Genomic DNA, 15,889 nt, shown 5'->3' on the forward strand with positions numbered 1-15,889 from the left:
TGCACTTCCTGTTGAAGAACGTCGGCCCCGGCAAAACCCGACGACCCTGACGTACATGTACTACCTTAGAGGCCGCGTCACGCTTGGCTTAGATCCATTTCATATGTATTTGCTACCAGTAGCGATAAAAAAGGCATGAGGCGTATTGCCAGCTTCTGCGCCGCCCGCTTGCTAGACAACTCGCCGACCTGAACCGGTTCACCCAATGGCGGACGACCGTCCGTCTGAGCGTGCGCGTCAACGTCATTGAGCGCTGTGGTCATTGAATCCTCGACGGTACGGGACAACAGTGACAGCACGAAATTCACTCACCGCACAGGTTCGAGGACGTCATGACCCAAGCTTTGATTTTCGATGCGTTACGCACGCCCCGCGGCAAAGGCAAGGCCGATGGCGCGCTGCACAGCGTCAAACCGGTGAATCTGGTCGCCGGGTTGCTGACCGCGCTGCAACGCCGCACGGCGCTGGACACCAGCCAGGTCGATGACGTGGTGCTCGGCTGCGTCACGCCGATTGGCGATCAGGGTTCCGACATCGCCAAGACCGCGGTGCAGGTCGCCGACTGGGATGTCAGCGTGGCCGGCGTGCAGATCAACCGCTTCTGCGCCTCGGGTCTGGAGGCGGTCAACCTCGGCGCGATGAAGGTGCGCTCGGGCTTCGAGGATCTGGTGGTGGTCGGTGGCGTCGAGTCGATGTCGCGGGTGCCGATGGGCAGTGACGGTGGCGCCTGGGCGCTGGATCCGCAGACCAACCTGCACAGCCACTTCACTCCGCAGGGCGTCGGTGCCGACCTGATCGCCACTCTTGAAGGCTTCAGCCGTGCGGACGTCGATGCCTACGCGCTGCACTCGCAACACAAAGCCGCCCGAGCGCGGGCCGACGGTTCGTTCAACAAGTCGTTGGTGCCGGTGCAGGATCAGAACCGCATCATCCTGCTCGACCACGACGAATTCATTCGCGCCGAATCGACGATGGAAGGCCTGGGCAAACTCAAGCCCAGCTTCGAGATGATCGGCCAGATGGGCTTCGATGCCACCGCGCTGCGGGTCTACAGCCATGTGGAGCGGATCAACCACGTGCACACGCCGGGCAACAGCTCCGGGATCGTTGACGGCGCGGCATTGATGCTGATCGGCTCTGAAGCCAAGGGTCGCGCGCTGGGCCTGCAACCGCGGGCGCGCATCGTCGCCACGGCGGTGACCAGCACTGACCCGACCATCATGCTTACCGGCCCGGCGCCGGCCACGCGCAAGGCCTTGGCCAAGGCCGGCTTGCGCGTGGAGGACATCGACCTGTTCGAGGTCAACGAGGCGTTTGCCTCGGTGGTGCTGAAGTTCATCAAGGACATGGCGGTGGACCCGGACAAGGTCAACGTCAACGGCGGCTCGATCGCCATGGGCCATCCGCTCGGCGCCACCGGTTGCGCAATCCTTGGCACCCTGCTCGATGAACTGGAAGCCCGGCGCCTGCGCTATGGTCTGGCGACGCTGTGTGTCGGCGGCGGCATGGGCATTGCCACCATCATCGAACGCCTCTGAGCCCCGAATTCAAGGAACCTTGTTATGAGCGAAGCCATTCGTTACGAAAAAGGCCAGGACGCCATCGTCGTCCTCACCATCGACCTGCCGGGCCAGAGCGCCAACACCATGAACGCCGTGTACCGCGAGGCCATGGGCGCCTGCGTTGCGCGGCTGGTGGCGGAAAAGGACAGCATCGCCGGGGTGATCATCACCTCGGCGAAGAAAACCTTCTTTGCCGGCGGCGACCTCAACGAGCTGATCAAGGTCGGCAAACCCGAAGCCAAAGCCTTTTATGACATGGTGCTGAGCCTCAAAGCGCAATTGCGCACTTTGGAAACCCTCGGCAAACCGGTGGTCGCGGCGATCAACGGCGCCGCGCTGGGCGGTGGCTGGGAAATCTGTCTGGCCTGCCATCATCGCGTGGCACTGGACGACGCGGCGGTGCAACTCGGTCTGCCGGAAGTGACCCTGGGCCTGCTGCCGGGCGGCGGCGGGGTGGTGCGTATGGTGCGCATGCTCGGCATCGAAAAAGCCTTGCCGTACCTGCTCGAAGGCAAGAAGGTGCGCCCGCAGCAGGCGTTGCAGGCCGGTCTGATTGATGAGCTGGCGGCGGATCGTGACGAGATGCTGGCCAAGGCGCGCGCCTGGATTGGCGCCAACCCGAGCGCGGTGCAGCGTTGGGACGTGAAGGGCTATCAGATCCCCGGCGGCACACCGTCGAACCCGAAGGTCGCGCAGATGCTGGCGATTGCGCCGTCGATCCTGCGCAGCAAAACCCAGGGCACGCTGCCCGCGCCGGAGAAAATCCTCTGTGCGGCGGTGGAGGGTGCGCAGGTCGATTTTGACACCGCGCACCTGATCGAAACCCGTTACTTCACCGAACTGACCACCGGGCAAATCTCGAAAAACCTGATCGGCACCTTCTGGTTCCAGCTCAACGAGATCAACGCCGGTGGCTCGCGGCCGCAGGGCTTTGCGCCTTACGTGACGCGCAAGGTCGGTGTGCTTGGGGCGGGCATGATGGGCGCCGGGATCGCCTTCGTCAGTGCATCGGCCGGTATCGACGTGGTGCTCAAGGACATCAACTTGGCCGCGGCCGAGAAGGGCAAGGCCCATTCGGCGGCGCTGCTCGACAAGAAAGTCGCCCGTGGGCAGATGGATGCTTCGAAGCGTGAGGCGGTGCTGGCGCGAATTCACGCCACTGAAGAGGATGCGGATCTGGCGGGTTGTGACCTGATCATCGAGGCGGTGTTCGAGGATCGTGAACTGAAGGCCAAAGTCTCGTCGGCAGCGCAAAAGGTTGTCGGCGCTGATGCAGTAATCGCCTCCAACACGTCGACCCTGCCGATCAGCGGACTGGCGACCGCGGTGCCGGATCAAAGCAAATTCATCGGCCTGCATTTCTTCAGCCCGGTGGACAAAATGCCGCTGGTGGAAATCATCAAAGGCGCGCAAACCAGCGCAGAAACCCTGGCGCGGGGTTTCGATTTCGTCCTGCAGATCAAGAAAACCCCGATCGTGGTCAACGACAGTCGCGGCTTCTTTACCTCGCGGGTGTTCGGCACCTTCACCAACGAAGGTATCGCCATGCTCGGCGAGGGCGTGAGTGCACCGATGATCGAGACCGAAGCGCGCAAGGCCGGGATGCCGGTCGGGCCGCTGGCGATCTCCGATGAAGTTTCCCTCAGCCTGATGAGCCATATCCGTCAACAGACGGCCAAAGACCTGCAAGCGGAAGGGAAACCGCTGATAGAACACCCGGCCTTCGCCGTGATTGACTTGCTGCTCAATGAATACAAGCGTCCGGGCAAGGCCGCTGGCGGCGGATTCTACGACTACCCAGCCGGAGCTCAGAAACATCTGTGGCCAGAGTTGAAGACGCGCTTCGAAAAGGCCGATGGACAGATTTCGCCGAAGGATGTGCGTGACCGTCTGCTGTTCGTGCAGGCCCTGGAAACCGTGCGCTGTGTGGAGGAGGGCGTGCTGACTTCGACGGCGGATGCCAACGTCGGCTCGATCTTCGGCATCGGGTTTGCGCCGTGGACCGGCGGTGCGCTGCAGTTCATCAATCAGTACGGCGTGCAGGACTTCGTCGCTCGTGCGCAGTACCTGGCTGAGCAGTACGGTGAGCGCTTTGCGCCACCGGCTTTGCTGCTGGACAAAGCGGCAAAAGGCGAGCTGTTTTAAGTGATCGGGTGAACGCTGCGGGGCTTGCCTTGCCGGGGTGTTTCAAGGCAGGCTCTGGGGTGTTCATTATTCCCATCACGTGTCAGGTATTTTTTATGTCGCTACGCATCTGCATTCTGGAAACCGACATCCTGCGTCCGGAACTGGTCGATCAATATCAGGGTTACGGGCAGATGTTCCAGCGCCTGTTCTCGCAGCAACCGATTGCCGCCGAGTTCACCGTGTACAACGTGATGCAGGGCGAATACCCCAGCGACGATCAGACCTTCGATGCGTACCTGGTCACCGGCAGCAAGGCCGATTCGTTCGGCACCGACCCGTGGATCCAGACCCTCAAGCAATACCTGCTGACCCGTTACGAGCGCGGCGACAAGCTGCTCGGCGTGTGCTTCGGCCACCAATTGCTGGCGCTGCTGCTGGGCGGCAAGAGCGAGCGTGCCACTCAGGGCTGGGGCGTTGGCACCCACAACTACAAACTGGCGGCCAAGGCGCCGTGGATGAGCCCGGTGCGTGAAGAGCTGACGCTGCTGATCAGTCACCAGGATCAGGTCACTGCGCTACCGGAAAACGCCACCGTCATCGCCTCCAGCGATTTCTGCCCGTTTGCCGCGTACCACATCAACGATCAGGTGCTGTGCTTCCAGGGCCACCCGGAATTCATTCATGACTATTCGCGGGCACTGCTGGATCTGCGTCAGGACGCGCTGGGCTCGCAGATCTACTCGAAGGGCGTCGCCAGCCTGGAGCAGGAGCACCATGGCACCACGGTGGCGGAGTGGATGATGCGCTTTGTGGCGCACAAGCCGGAAGCGGCTTGATAGCAGATCAAAAGATCGCAGCCTGCGGCAGCTCCTACAGGGAATGTCATCTGTAGGAGCTGCCGCAGGCTGCGATCTTTGCTTTTGATTTTGCTTCCCTACAACCAACCCGACCTCTTGAAACTCGCCCACAAACTCACACACCCCACCGTAATAAACCCCAGCACGGCGAAATAGCCGTAATGCCAACTCAGCTCCGGCATGTTCTGGAAGTTCATCCCGTAAATCCCCGCCACCGCCGTCGGGAACGCCAGAATCGCCGCCCAGGCGGCAAACTTGCGCTGCACCACGCTTTGCCGTGAGGCCTCCAGCAGCACGCCGATTTCGATGGTCTGGCTGGCGATGTCGGCCAGAGTGGTCAGGTCCTCCATCTGCCGCGTGACATGGATCTGCACATCGCGGAAGTACGGACGCATGTTCTTGTCGATGAACGGGAAGCTCAATTTCTGCAGTTCCTCGCCGATCTCCACCATCGGCGCCGCATAACGGCGCAGGCGCAATACGTCCCGACGCAGGCCGTGGAGTTTTTGAATGTCGTGCTCATTCAACGCACTGCACAGTACGTTGCGCTCCAGCTCATCGATCTCGGCATGGATCGCTTCGCCCACCGGCTGATAGTTTTCGATGACGAAATCCAGCAGTGCATACAGGACGAAATCTTCCCCGTGCTCCAGCAACAGCGGTCGCGCCTCACAGCGTTGACGGACATGCGCGTAGGACGCCGAGTGACCGTTGCGGGCGGTGATGATGTAACCCTTGCCAGCGAAGATGTGCGTTTCGATGAACTGCAAGATCCCATGTTCGCGAATCGGCGAGTAGGTGACGATAAACAAGGCGTCACCAAAGGTTTCCAGCTTCGGCCGGCTGTGTTTTTCCAGAGCGTCTTCGATGGCCAGTTCGTGCAGGTTGAACTGGCGTTGCAGATTGGCCAGCTCCTGAGCGTCCGGCTCCTCCAGGCCGATCCAGACAAAGTGCCCGGTTTTCGCAGCCCAGGCGGCGCCCTCATCGAGGGTAATATTGGTGACTTTCTTACCAGCGCTGTAAACCGCAGCAGCAACAACTCGACCCATGGTGGTGGTTCACTTCTTCTTGGCAGATGGCAGGGAATACAAGGCTTCAGCTTAGCCGTGTCGCTGCTTGAGAGTCAGTGAAATCTGTACAGTTCACCCGGCAAAACAAAACCCGCACAAGGCGGGTTTGTTTTTTCACGCAGCCTGCAGCTGCTGATCCATCGCGGCGATGCATTCGCGCATCTGCTCGCGGCACTGGGACATGAGCATGGGCATGTCATCCATGGTCAGCCCGGCTGTAGGGATAGCCGGCAGCGAGCGTATGAGAATTTTCCCGCTGCGCCAGCGATTCAGGCGCATGTGCTTGATGTAGCTGCTGACGCATACCGGCACGATCGGCACCCCAGCGGCGATCGCCATCTGGAACGCGCCTTTCTTGAACGGCAGCAGTTCTTCGCCAAGGTTGCGCGTGCCTTCCGGGAATACCCAGATCGACGTGTCTTCGTGCTGCAAGGTGTGGGTGGTGGTGAGCATCGACTGGCGCGCCTTGTGCGCGTTCCCACGATCAATCAACACGTTGCCGGCCAGCCAGAACAATTGCCCGAACAGCGGTATCCATTTCAGGCTCTTTTTGCCGATGCAAACGGTGCGGCGTGGCACCACGTTGCCGAACACGAACAGGTCATAGTTGGACTGATGGTTGGCGACGATCACACAGCTGTCGGGCTTGTTCATCAACGGGCCGACATCGGCTTTCACCCGCAAGCGCAGAATGCACATGGCCGGCAGCGCGTAGAGGCGGGCGCACAGTCGGCTATTGTCCGGGTTGAACGGCCGGCACAGCCCGAGGATCACACCCAGCACGCCGGCCAGAATAAAGTGCAGGCCCATCAATAACATACGAAACACAAACAGCATTTTCAGGCCCCACCGGGACAAAAGGTGGCGCAGTGTACGGATGTGCACTGTTTTCGGCAATTGCTGCTATAGAGTCCGGAGATAGGCGATGTTTAAGCGCATGTTTCCGAGTTGTTCGTCAGACGCAGCCTAGAGCTGTCGACGCTCGATCAACCGTATGCGCAAGAAAAAGCCCGACACGACGGTCGGGCTTTTCTCTGGCTCGGAAAGCGCAAGATCAGCCGAGATGTTCCTGATCCTGGATGATCGCGTTGTCGAGGGCTTCGAGCAGCGCCTTGCGCACTTTGAGCTTGGTGTTCTTGTGCGCGTTCATGTTGATCTTCTTCAACTGACGCGCCGCTGCCAGGGCTGCGCCGTGCAGCTCTTCGGCAGCCACCACCTTGTCGAGGAAGCCGGCATCCACCGCACTTTTCGGATCAAACATCTCGCCGTTGATCACCGAACGGTGAAACGCCGAACGACGCAGACGATCACGCGCCAGTTCGATGCCGGCGTGGTGCATGGTCATGCCAATCTGCACTTCGTTCAGGCCGATGCTGAACGGGCCGTCGACGCCGATGCGGTAGTCGGCGGACAGCAACAGGAATGCGCCTTTGGCCACGGCGTGGCCAGGGCAGGCGACGATCACCGGGAATGGGTGGGAGAGCAGACGACGGGCGAGGGTCGAACCCGCAGTCACCAGTGCCACGGCTTCTTTAGGGCCGGCGGTCATCACCTTCAAGTCATAGCCGCCCGACAGAATCCCCGGCTGACCGGTAATGATCACGATGGCACGATCAGTCTTCGCCTGATCCAGCGCCGCGTTGAACGCCGCAATCACGTCCGGGGAAATGGCATTGACCTTGCCGTTGTTCAAGGTCAGGGTCGCGATACCGTCTTCGAGGTGGTAGGCAATCAACTCACTCATGACGCTATTCCTTGTAAGAAAGATGGGCAGACGTTACCCACCGCCGTAGGCCAGGTAAAGCGCCGTGACTGACTCGCCGGTCACCGTTTCCGGCCGCGCCCGGCGTAGCACGCCGTTCTGCTTCTATATAGAAGGGTAGCCGTCACCAGAGATTGGCCGGTTTGCCATGGCCCAAGGCGGGGCGAAACGCCTTTCTGTCTTAACCGCATGAAAATTCTGAAAAAAAGTTTGCCATCAGAAAAGCTTTCGACTACATTAGCGCGCCTCGACAGACAGAACATGTTTGAAGAGATACGGTGAAGTGTCCGAGTGGCTTAAGGAGCACGCCTGGAAAGTGTGTATACAGGAAACTGTATCGAGAGTTCGAATCTCTCCTTCACCGCCACATTCAGTAAACACAAACCCCTGATTTTCCTAGAGAAAGTCGGGGGTTTGTGGTTTTTGGTGTCTGGAAAATGGTGATATGGGAACGTTATGGGAATCACGATTGTAGACGTGAGGCGGTTGCAAGCTTTCCTATGATCCACTTAAGTATTGCTTAGGTAGGGATGGAACAGCCCGTCTTGCACTGTGCTATCGGTACAGCTGCCCATCGGTTCGATGGAATTTACCATCTAGTCACCCCAAGAAGGATGACACCATGGCAAAGCAGCAGTCATTTCGACATCACTATGTCCCACAGTGGTATCAGAAGGGCTTTCTAAATGAAGGTCAGACTTCATTCAAAATTCTAGACCTCCACCCCTTTATTTACAGAGACAAAACTGGAAAAGTTCGCGGGCGTGGCCGATCTATCTTGGACAAAGGCGCAGATGCATGGTTCTTCGAAAGCGATCTGTATACGACACAAGTATTTGGTGAGCCAAACGACGATATTGAGCGTCTTTTATTCGGGCCGTTGGATGAGCAAGGAAAAATTGCTATACAGGCTTATCTACATGAGGACTGGCAAACAGTTTCAAAAACATACGGCGCTGTATTTGAATTTATGGATGCCCTTCGGCTTCGAACTCCCAAAGGGATGTTGTTGTGGGGGCGCAGTGGTATTCATGACCATAGTTTGTTACTCCACCAAATGCAATTATGGAGGAGGATGCACTGCTTAATGTGGGCCGAAGGAGTACTTGAAATAGTCAATGCCCCTTTGGGCGGGCCGAAGTTTATTTTCTCTGATCATCCAGTAACTTTTTTCAATCGGTTTGTTTTTCCTCATGATAAACATCTCCGACCTGGACTGGATCCTCCTCAAGCATGGATGGGAACTCAAACAATTTTCCCGATGGACAGGAACCATTTGTTTGTCCTCACTCATCTTGAGTGGTCTCAAAAACAGGGTGAGCGTCGCGCCAGGATTCCTAGAACGAATCCGCGTCTGTTTGATGATACTGTAATTCGCTTTGATAACTGTATTCGCACAAGAGAGCTCACTGTCTCACAGGTTCTTGAAGTGAATTATTTAATAAAAGTACGCGCTCACCGGTACATCGCCGGACAGTCTGAGGAAGATCTTTTTCCGGAGAGATCGATGAAAATGACACTTTGGAGTAAGTTGGGGCATTTTCTTATGCCGTCAAAAGACAAGTTACATAAATTTGGTGGTAAAACATTTGTTGGCTATGAAAATGGAGAGATTCATTTTCATGACGAGTTCGGACGGAAGCCAGTGACTAGAGCTGAGTACGAAAAGAGAAAGCTCGAAGTCGAAGAGCTAAGGTTAACTCTTAATCGTATATTGGCAAGGGAGGCGTCGAGGAGGGCTTAGCAAGGCTGTATATTTTAATTAATAATTTAGTGATCTCTTTTTTAGTATAGTTCTGAGGGGGGAGTGCTTCTAAAGCGTGAAGAGTTTTACTTTAGGTGGTCTCACACCTTTTGTTGACTAATTTTTGAGGTGTGAGACAGTCATTTATGAGTTATTCCTCGGATTGCCAGAGTATTGAGCCCATTCTTTTGCGCTCAAGCTCGCTCATAAATAACCCATGGATTTCGTCATACTGCGTAGCCTTTGTTTCAATAGCTGTAATTTTGTGGAATCTAACAGAGTCTGCAATCACAGCTAGTTTAGCCTTCGGTTCGAATTTATAGGCTGGGTTCGATTCATTTTTTTCTATAATGATCTTGCTCAGAACGCTGGCTTCTGGAAAAAGAACCACATTTGTTCCGATGCTTCCTGTTTGAACAGACGGGAATACAAGGCCGTCCACCTGCAACCCAAAGCGGAGGCGTAAATATTCGAACACAACTTGGGTGGATATATAGCTGAGCTCATCATTTCGTCCCTTGGGCTTAGACATTTTGCTAACCAAAGAGTTGATGAAGGTTTTCAAGTGTAATGAATCAAGATAACCTATATCGAGAAATGTGAGTTTTGGTGGTTCTATTTTGGTCAGCTTGGTCAAGTCAAGTAGATGAAGTTGGGTCGTTGGGGTCAATGCAATGCTGACTACATTATCCCCCGTGATTGATCTAATTTCACTCAAGCACGTCGCGCGATCCAATGCACAATATAGCGCTGATATTCCATTTGGGGTCATGCGCTGGCTACCAGCTTTGTTTTTGGGTGATGGCCCAAATTCGTTAGTGAGGTCGTCCCATATTTTTTTTGTTTCTTTATAGTTTCCACCATTTCTAGCTCGAAATAGCATTTCACCTTTATTTATTGTTCGAAGAAAGTTTTCGTTAATTTTTTGTTCTTTCGTCGAAAGTGATGAGAACACTGAGTCGAGAAAATCACGGGCAATAGGGTTGAAGAAGCGATGTGCATGTTTTATGTCTTCAATGAATTTTGTCCATCGATCTTCGTAGATGTTTCGTTCCAATAGGCCGTCGTCGATATAGAAGTGCGTTGTTTGGCCGTTTTTATTGATGTTGAACTCCGATGGTACGCCGCTCCAGATGTCATCGAAATAGACTTCTTCTCCCAGTTCAAGCCATTCCGATAATACAATGTCTATTGTTTGAACGGGGATTTCATCAGACCCTCCCTCGTAAAGCATGCCATGCTCAAAACTAGACAAGTCATCTTCTGAAGCGAAATTCTCTCTTATTCGATCATATACATACTCAAAAAGCAGTTTCGTTTCATATGCTATGGCTTCATTCTCGCAGTATTCGCAAATGGCTGGTTGGCCGCGTTCAATAATCAATGTTTTCAGAGGCTCTGGTGTTACGCAATCTGAACAGATCATGCTGTAATCTCGATGTGTTTAGTAATAGTGTAAAAGCACCATCTCTCTCTGTACAAGGGGACTCGTCGCGACATGAGTCAAGACGGTCATGAAAAATGATGCAGCTCCCGATTTTCTTCCTTTTGAGTCAGATTTGGTTTTTTTCTCGCATTAACAGGAGCTGATTGAAAGATTCAACGCAATTTCCAACATCCCCACAACATCCGGCCCGTCCTCATTAATCCAAGTCCCATAATGCTGCCGAATCATATTGCTGTTGGTATGCCCCATCTGCTCCGCAATCCAATCAATCGAAGCCACCCCCGTCGTCAGTAACTGACTCGCATACGTATGCCGACACTGCCCAGGCCCCCTATACCGCACCCCAGCCACAAGCAAGTGCGCCTTAAAAAACCGATCCCGCACCACAAAATCGCTCACATGCGGCAACCCGCTTTTACTGTTCAGAAACACAAATCGCAGCGTGTGCTTACGAACAGTCTTGTTATCCCGTTCAACAATTTCGACTGTCTCCGCCTTCTTGGCTGGGTTGATCGCGTCAATCCCGCGCAACGCATCCCACGCCGGTGCTAGTAACCGCACCTTCCGCGTCGACCGCCGTGTCTTAGTCACTCGATAGGCACCGCGCACCTTCGACCGCCGAAACGTCACCGTTCCTTGCTCCAGATCGACATCCTCCCAAGCCAGCGCAATCGTCTCCGAAACCCGAGGCCCTGCCCAAATCATAAATTGCACCATCAGCACCTCCTGAATCCGCTTCGTGGGCGTTTCGAGGATCAGCTTAATCTCGGCCCTAGTGAACGGATCCGGCGCCTCTGGATCAGGCAACCTCACGAACAAACCCTCCGTAGGATCGTGCGCAACCTTTTTACGAGTGCGATACAGTCGAAACACCTGTCTCACGTTGCAGATGATGTCTCGAATAGTCTTGTTCTTGAGTCGCTTCGACAGCGTGTCCTGGATCCACTCCTGCAAGTCCAAGTGATCGATCTGGTCGATCTGCGATTTACCCCAGCGCGGCCGGACATGTACCTCGGCCTTGTTGGCGTACCCTCGATAGGAGGTCGCAGCAACGCTGTTGCTTTTGATCTTCAGCCAGAGATCCAGGTAGTGGCCGAATGTGTTCTCAGCCAGCTTGCCCGAGTTGGGGAAGTGCCGGCTGTAATCGAAAGTACCGGCCTGGATTTCGTATTCGATGATGTTCACCAGGCGCGCCGCGTGCTCCCGGTTGGCCGCAGTATTGCCGCCGGGGATGCGCTCCCGGCACAACTCGCCATTGAAGCGAAAGTACACCCGCACTGAGTTCCCGCGAGCCTCTACACCGTCTGCCATATGCACCTCCTGTGCTGTGTTGGAAAAGGGAAAGGCCTAGTCCTGAGCCTTCCACTGCCGTTGCTACCTCACTCCTGCCTCAACAACCAAAACAACCCAGCACTTCTTTTCCGTCCATGAGGAACCCCGCTCCGAGCCTCCTCAACTCGAAGCCGATCCGCAGCCACCTGTCGCGCCTTGCTGCATTTGCGATGATTCCCATGCGCCCGCGACCTCCCGCATTGGTCGCAAACCCCGTTCAAATCCATACACCAGGGGAAAGCTTTCCTTTTCTTCATAACGTCCCCCGACCAAAGCCGAAACGCCCGACGTGTAAGCTGAAATTTCGCCCAACAGAGCAGGGCACATCCAAGGGCTCTAAAACCTCTATCTGCATCGTGTTTCTCCTTTACACATCCCGGCACTACGGCGCCGGGTGATCCCTTAATTGCAGGTCGTTACGCCTGCTGAAAAATCCAGCAGCGCACCGTGGTGCTTCTTTTCGGCGTGCCGTTCATGACGGCCTGCGACGCACGCACCGCGCTGTAAACCGCCTTGTTGGTCTCCACCCATTTACGGCTACGGCTGTTCACCAGCAGCCCGCGCAAGGTCTTGAGGTCGGCGAGGTTCTGCCGATGCTCGCTGGCCTTTTCGGCGAACTCGTTGAGGTTGATCGCGATAAGTTTCGAGTCGGTGCTGTGGTTGACCTGCGGGCCTTCGCCGAGGCTTTCGAGGTATTCGTAGACTTCCCAAAACTCGGCAACCAGCGGGTGGTCGGCACTGATCGCGGCTTGTCGCTCCAGCGCCATGACCATCAGTGCCTGATGTGTCGTGGCGACGTGGTTGTCGTCGAGCGGGCAAACCAGCCGCAGGCAATCGACCAAGGCCATCAGCTGGCTGTGGTTCTTGATGATCCGTTCCACGCAGATTTCTTTGAGCTTGCGCAGTTGCTGCTCATGGACGAGCACGCGTTCGGAGAACTTGGCCATCACCTGGGCTTCGGCACGAACGGCGAGCAGCAGGAAGTGGCTCAACTGTTCAACCGGGATCAGGTTTAGGTTGTCAGCCGCTGCACGGCTTTCGGTGGTGACTTCCGGACGAGCAAAGTGCGATTTGATAATCCGGGTCAGGATCGCTTCGGACGCGCTGACATCGGCGTTCTGGCTGATCGCAATCGCGCCCCGGAACGGCGGTTCATAGGTCTCGTTGCCGCTGGTCTTCATGCCCTTTGTGCCGAGCGTGCCTCCGCCGTAGAAGTCCTTCAGCTCGTCCCAGTCAAAACCCTTGGCGTGCGCCTTGTCCGGCTCGTTGCGGTCGCCTTCGATCAGCACGACAGGCATGTTCGAGACCTGGCCCATGGCGCGCTGACGGCCGGCGCGGGTCGATTTCGACGGATCAAAACCTTCATGCTCACGGCCCAGCAGTTTCCACAGGAAAGTGAGCAGCGTGGTCTTGCCGGCGCCGGCTTCACCGGTGACTTCAAGGAACGGAAAGGACTTGTACTGCGCGCGGATCTGCTCGGCGAACAGCGAGCCAAACCAAAACGCCAGTGCGACAATGCCTTTAGCGCCAAAGCACAGCCACAGCATGGGTAACCAGTCGGTGCGATATTGCTTGCTGTCGCGCTGGATGTGCATGGCGATCGACTTCTGCAGCGTCTTCAGTCGCAGCTTGCCGAACTCGAAAAAGTCCTCCTTGTTCACCGCGCTGACGATGCCACCACGAACGGCCAAGTCGCCGAACACGTAGCAACTGTGCAGTTTGCTATAGCCGATGAAATCGATGGTCTCGACGGTTTTTAGGCCGAACAGCTGATCCTTCATGATCTTGTCGAGCTGCTGGCCGCTACCCGTAAAGACGGCGCCGGCGGCCATGCTGAGCAGACGTTTCTTGAACTCGCTGGCGGCGGCGACCTGGCCACCGGTGAAAGTGTTCTTGACGCTGCCGCTGTCGTGCGGGAAGTCGACGCGGAAGTAGTACCAGGATTCGTCGGTGACTTCGTTGCGCTGGAAGTACAGCGCCTGTGGGTAGCAGTTGGCGATTTCCAACACACCACCGCATTGGCGCAGGGCCTTTTCGCGGCGCTGCTTTTCGTTGAGCAACTGGTCTTCGTGGCGCTCGGAGGACTCCAGCGCCTGCATGGCCTTGTTGAATTTCTCCAGATCCATCTTGAACCAGTAGAGTCGGCTGTCGAAGCCGAAGTGAAACTCGTGGCGCTCGCGCCATTCGTACATCAGCACGCCTTTCTCAGACGCGCTTTCGGCGATCAGCAAGGAGCCGTGATAGCGAGCGGTGGCCAGGTCCTTTTCGATCTGCTCGGCGCGCTCGCTCTCGTCATCGATAAATGCCCAGCGTTGATGCAGATCGTTCCAATCGACCTTGCGGCTGTCCGATTGCGGGATCTGCGCTGCTTCGCACTCGTAGCCCAGGACGCGAGCCTGACGCACCCAGCGCTTAGTGTATTTATGCGCGCCGGGTTCGTTGTCCAGTGCCCAAACGAGCTTGGGCAATTTGCCGCCGCGCTGCCGAGCCAGCTCTTTCAGAGACTCTTCAGGGAAGAAGGCCGACGACATCGCCGACACCGCAGCAATGCCGTTATGCACTAGGGCAATGGCATCGAAGATACCCTCGACAACCCACAGCTCTTTGACGTCCAGCAGTTCGACACACGGCGGGCACCACCAGCACCCACGCGGGCTGTCGCCGGGCTTGAATCGCGCCTTCATCTTGCCGAACCGGTGCGGCCGGTCGATCAGGCGTTCCCAGTAGCCACCTTTTTCCAGCGCGAAGCGCACCGTTGCGGTACCGGCATTCAAGTCCTCAGAAAAATAGGTTTCCTGCGTGTACCAGCCCTGAATAACTTCGTGACGAAAGCCCCGGGCAAACTCAAGGTAGGCCCGTGCCGTCGCCGATGGAAATTGCTCAGAGGAGGGTGCCCGCTTGCTCCAATCATTGAACAGGTCCTCGTAAATCTCCTTGAGGTGCCAGCGCTGAGCGCACTTGCTCTCGCGACCACAAATGATCAGCCACGGCTCGGAGTAGCGGGCGTACAACTCCTTTTGACCGCAAGCCGGACATTTGCCGCCTCGCAGATAGTCGGTGCTCAAGCGACGCTTGAGCCCGTAGTCATCAGCGAGGCGCTGCAACACATCGGCATGCAGCGCGCTGGTGAAGGTGTTCACCGACGATTCTTCGCCCAAATGCCGCAGGACAAGACCGTAATCAACTGCGCTTGCGCCGACATCGCAGGTATCGCCGCATACAAGGCTGCGCGTCGCTCGGTAATAGGAATAGAGCTGAATCGTTCCTCATCCCAGTGCTTTTTAAATTGGGCGACCTGCAGCACGCGTGCGTTATCCAGCAAGCGGCACGCTTCAATCCGGGTCAGTGTGAGGGTGACGCAAATAGTGTCTTCCATTGAAACCTCGATTTTCAGGCATGGCATGCCCATCACCCCGCGATGCGGGGATGCCAGAAACGGAAATGGGCGTGAGGGGGTGTTACGCGGAAAGTGATTCGACTTGCCGGATGTCAGTCCACGCCAGATGTACCAGTTTCGCCGCAAGGCTGGCCGGCACTTCCAGCGCCACAATCAAATGACGTTCGGCGCTGCTGAACAGTTGATCAGAGTCGACCAGGTACTCCGCTCGATGGCGCAACAAATAAGCGTGCGCGGCATCCTGCATGCAGGTGCGGTAGTCCGGGGTGATGTGGGTAGTTTTCATTGTTTGGCCTCCAGTCCCTGGATCGGAATCTGCACCAACTGAGCATCGACTGGCTTCATGGCCGACCGTCGCAATGCAGCATCCGCCAAAGGGAGTCGTACTTCAGGATTCGCCATGCCGCTGGGGCTCATCTCATGCGTCATTTCGAACTGCGCCCGAACCGACCAGCCGCAGGCTTCATTCAGGCACTGCAAATAGGCGACGCGAAGAAAAATGTGAGTGCCTTCGCTCGTGCGTATTCGCATTCGAGATTGGCAGTGGGGGCAAACAAGTTTGTAAGTGCTCAATAGCGGCATCCTTGCGTT

Annotated in this window: 13 protein-coding genes and 1 tRNA gene; 5 read left to right on the forward strand and 9 right to left on the reverse strand. The window is 56.3% G+C overall.

Going from position 1 to position 15,889, the window contains the following annotated elements:
* Positions 1–332 precede the first annotated feature (332 nt).
* The 3 genes from ACIOUG_RS12995 (at position 333) to ACIOUG_RS13005 (ending at position 4,525) form a co-directional block, all read left to right on the forward strand.
* A complete protein-coding gene (locus tag ACIOUG_RS12995; RefSeq protein WP_401065987.1) occupies positions 333–1,538 on the forward strand; it encodes an acetyl-CoA C-acetyltransferase in 1,206 nt (401 codons plus the stop codon).
* Between the two features lie 24 nt (positions 1,539–1,562).
* The gene (locus ACIOUG_RS13000; RefSeq protein ID WP_401065990.1) at positions 1,563–3,707 is read left to right on the forward strand and encodes a 3-hydroxyacyl-CoA dehydrogenase NAD-binding domain-containing protein; all 2,145 of its coding nucleotides are present in this window, start codon (positions 1,563–1,565) and stop codon (positions 3,705–3,707) included.
* 95 nt (positions 3,708–3,802) lie between these two features.
* Positions 3,803–4,525: an amidotransferase gene (locus tag ACIOUG_RS13005; RefSeq protein WP_401065993.1), complete on the forward strand. Its 723-nt coding sequence runs from the start codon at positions 3,803–3,805 to the stop codon at positions 4,523–4,525.
* Between the two features lie 98 nt (positions 4,526–4,623).
* Here the strand turns inward: ACIOUG_RS13005 and ACIOUG_RS13010 are convergent, their stop codons facing one another.
* The 3 genes from ACIOUG_RS13010 to ACIOUG_RS13020 form a co-directional block, all read right to left on the reverse strand.
* On the reverse strand, positions 4,624–5,595 hold the full coding sequence (locus ACIOUG_RS13010) for a magnesium and cobalt transport protein CorA (RefSeq protein ID WP_027613314.1): 972 nt from the start codon (positions 5,593–5,595) through the stop codon (positions 4,624–4,626).
* A 135-nt stretch (positions 5,596–5,730) separates the two neighbouring features.
* A complete protein-coding gene (locus ACIOUG_RS13015) occupies positions 5,731–6,453 on the reverse strand; it encodes a 1-acylglycerol-3-phosphate O-acyltransferase (protein ID WP_401065996.1) in 723 nt (240 codons plus the stop codon).
* Positions 6,454–6,670: 217 nt separating this feature from the next.
* On the reverse strand, positions 6,671–7,360 hold the full coding sequence (locus tag ACIOUG_RS13020) for a crotonase/enoyl-CoA hydratase family protein (RefSeq protein WP_401065999.1): 690 nt from the start codon (positions 7,358–7,360) through the stop codon (positions 6,671–6,673).
* Positions 7,361–7,655: 295 nt separating this feature from the next.
* Here ACIOUG_RS13020 and ACIOUG_RS13025 point away from each other — a divergent pair.
* A tRNA-Ser gene (locus ACIOUG_RS13025) sits at positions 7,656–7,745 on the forward strand.
* Between the two features lie 255 nt (positions 7,746–8,000).
* Positions 8,001–9,122 (forward strand): DUF4238 domain-containing protein, encoded by a 1,122-nt coding sequence (locus ACIOUG_RS13030; protein WP_401066002.1) that lies wholly within the window; start codon positions 8,001–8,003, stop codon positions 9,120–9,122.
* Positions 9,123–9,273: 151 nt separating this feature from the next.
* On the opposite strand, the gene ACIOUG_RS13035 is transcribed toward ACIOUG_RS13030, so the two are convergent.
* The 6 genes from ACIOUG_RS13035 to ACIOUG_RS13060 all read right to left on the reverse strand — a co-directional run bounded on the left by ACIOUG_RS13035 (position 9,274) and on the right by ACIOUG_RS13060 (position 15,871).
* On the reverse strand, positions 9,274–10,548 hold the full coding sequence (locus ACIOUG_RS13035; RefSeq protein WP_401066005.1) for an RES domain-containing protein: 1,275 nt from the start codon (positions 10,546–10,548) through the stop codon (positions 9,274–9,276).
* Between the two features lie 150 nt (positions 10,549–10,698).
* On the reverse strand, positions 10,699–11,880 hold the full coding sequence (locus ACIOUG_RS13040) for an Arm DNA-binding domain-containing protein (RefSeq protein ID WP_401066007.1): 1,182 nt from the start codon (positions 11,878–11,880) through the stop codon (positions 10,699–10,701).
* A gap of 437 nt (positions 11,881–12,317) precedes the next feature.
* Entirely contained in the window at positions 12,318–15,041 is a 2,724-nt protein-coding gene (locus ACIOUG_RS13045) for a bifunctional DNA primase/helicase (RefSeq protein WP_401066009.1), read from the reverse strand.
* Entirely contained in the window at positions 15,038–15,277 is a 240-nt protein-coding gene (locus ACIOUG_RS13050; RefSeq protein WP_401066011.1) for a hypothetical protein, read from the reverse strand. Before ACIOUG_RS13050 ends, ACIOUG_RS13045 begins: the two co-directional genes overlap by 4 nt.
* An 82-nt stretch (positions 15,278–15,359) precedes the next feature.
* Entirely contained in the window at positions 15,360–15,584 is a 225-nt protein-coding gene (locus ACIOUG_RS13055) for a hypothetical protein (RefSeq protein ID WP_401066014.1), read from the reverse strand.
* Positions 15,581–15,871, reverse strand: a complete 291-nt coding sequence (locus tag ACIOUG_RS13060; RefSeq protein WP_401066016.1) for an ogr/Delta-like zinc finger family protein — start codon at positions 15,869–15,871, stop codon at positions 15,581–15,583. Before ACIOUG_RS13060 ends, ACIOUG_RS13055 begins: the two co-directional genes overlap by 4 nt.
* Between the last annotated feature and the right edge of the window lie 18 nt (positions 15,872–15,889).

Source organism: Pseudomonas sp. NPDC087803, from assembly GCF_044742995.1.
GTDB lineage: Bacteria > Pseudomonadota > Gammaproteobacteria > Pseudomonadales > Pseudomonadaceae > Aquipseudomonas.

What these genes read in the sequence shown, in the direction of transcription:
- ACIOUG_RS13015 (WP_401065996.1), bottom strand. Translation starts at nt 6,453, where the DNA reads ATGCTGTTTGTGTTTCGTATGTTATTGATGGGCCTGCACTTTATTCTG.
- ACIOUG_RS13005 (WP_401065993.1), top strand. Translation starts at nt 3,803, where the DNA reads ATGTCGCTACGCATCTGCATTCTGGAAACCGACATCCTGCGTCCGGAA.
- ACIOUG_RS13050 (WP_401066011.1), bottom strand. Translation starts at nt 15,277, where the DNA reads ATGGAAGACACTATTTGCGTCACCCTCACACTGACCCGGATTGAAGCG.
- ACIOUG_RS13055 (WP_401066014.1), bottom strand. Translation starts at nt 15,584, where the DNA reads ATGAAAACTACCCACATCACCCCGGACTACCGCACCTGCATGCAGGAT.
- ACIOUG_RS13010 (WP_027613314.1), bottom strand. Translation starts at nt 5,595, where the DNA reads ATGGGTCGAGTTGTTGCTGCTGCGGTTTACAGCGCTGGTAAGAAAGTC.
- ACIOUG_RS13030 (WP_401066002.1), top strand. Translation starts at nt 8,001, where the DNA reads ATGGCAAAGCAGCAGTCATTTCGACATCACTATGTCCCACAGTGGTAT.
- ACIOUG_RS12995 (WP_401065987.1), top strand. Translation starts at nt 333, where the DNA reads ATGACCCAAGCTTTGATTTTCGATGCGTTACGCACGCCCCGCGGCAAA.
- ACIOUG_RS13000 (WP_401065990.1), top strand. Translation starts at nt 1,563, where the DNA reads ATGAGCGAAGCCATTCGTTACGAAAAAGGCCAGGACGCCATCGTCGTC.
- ACIOUG_RS13035 (WP_401066005.1), bottom strand. Translation starts at nt 10,548, where the DNA reads ATGATCTGTTCAGATTGCGTAACACCAGAGCCTCTGAAAACATTGATT.
- ACIOUG_RS13020 (WP_401065999.1), bottom strand. Translation starts at nt 7,360, where the DNA reads ATGAGTGAGTTGATTGCCTACCACCTCGAAGACGGTATCGCGACCCTG.
- ACIOUG_RS13040 (WP_401066007.1), bottom strand. Translation starts at nt 11,880, where the DNA reads ATGGCAGACGGTGTAGAGGCTCGCGGGAACTCAGTGCGGGTGTACTTT.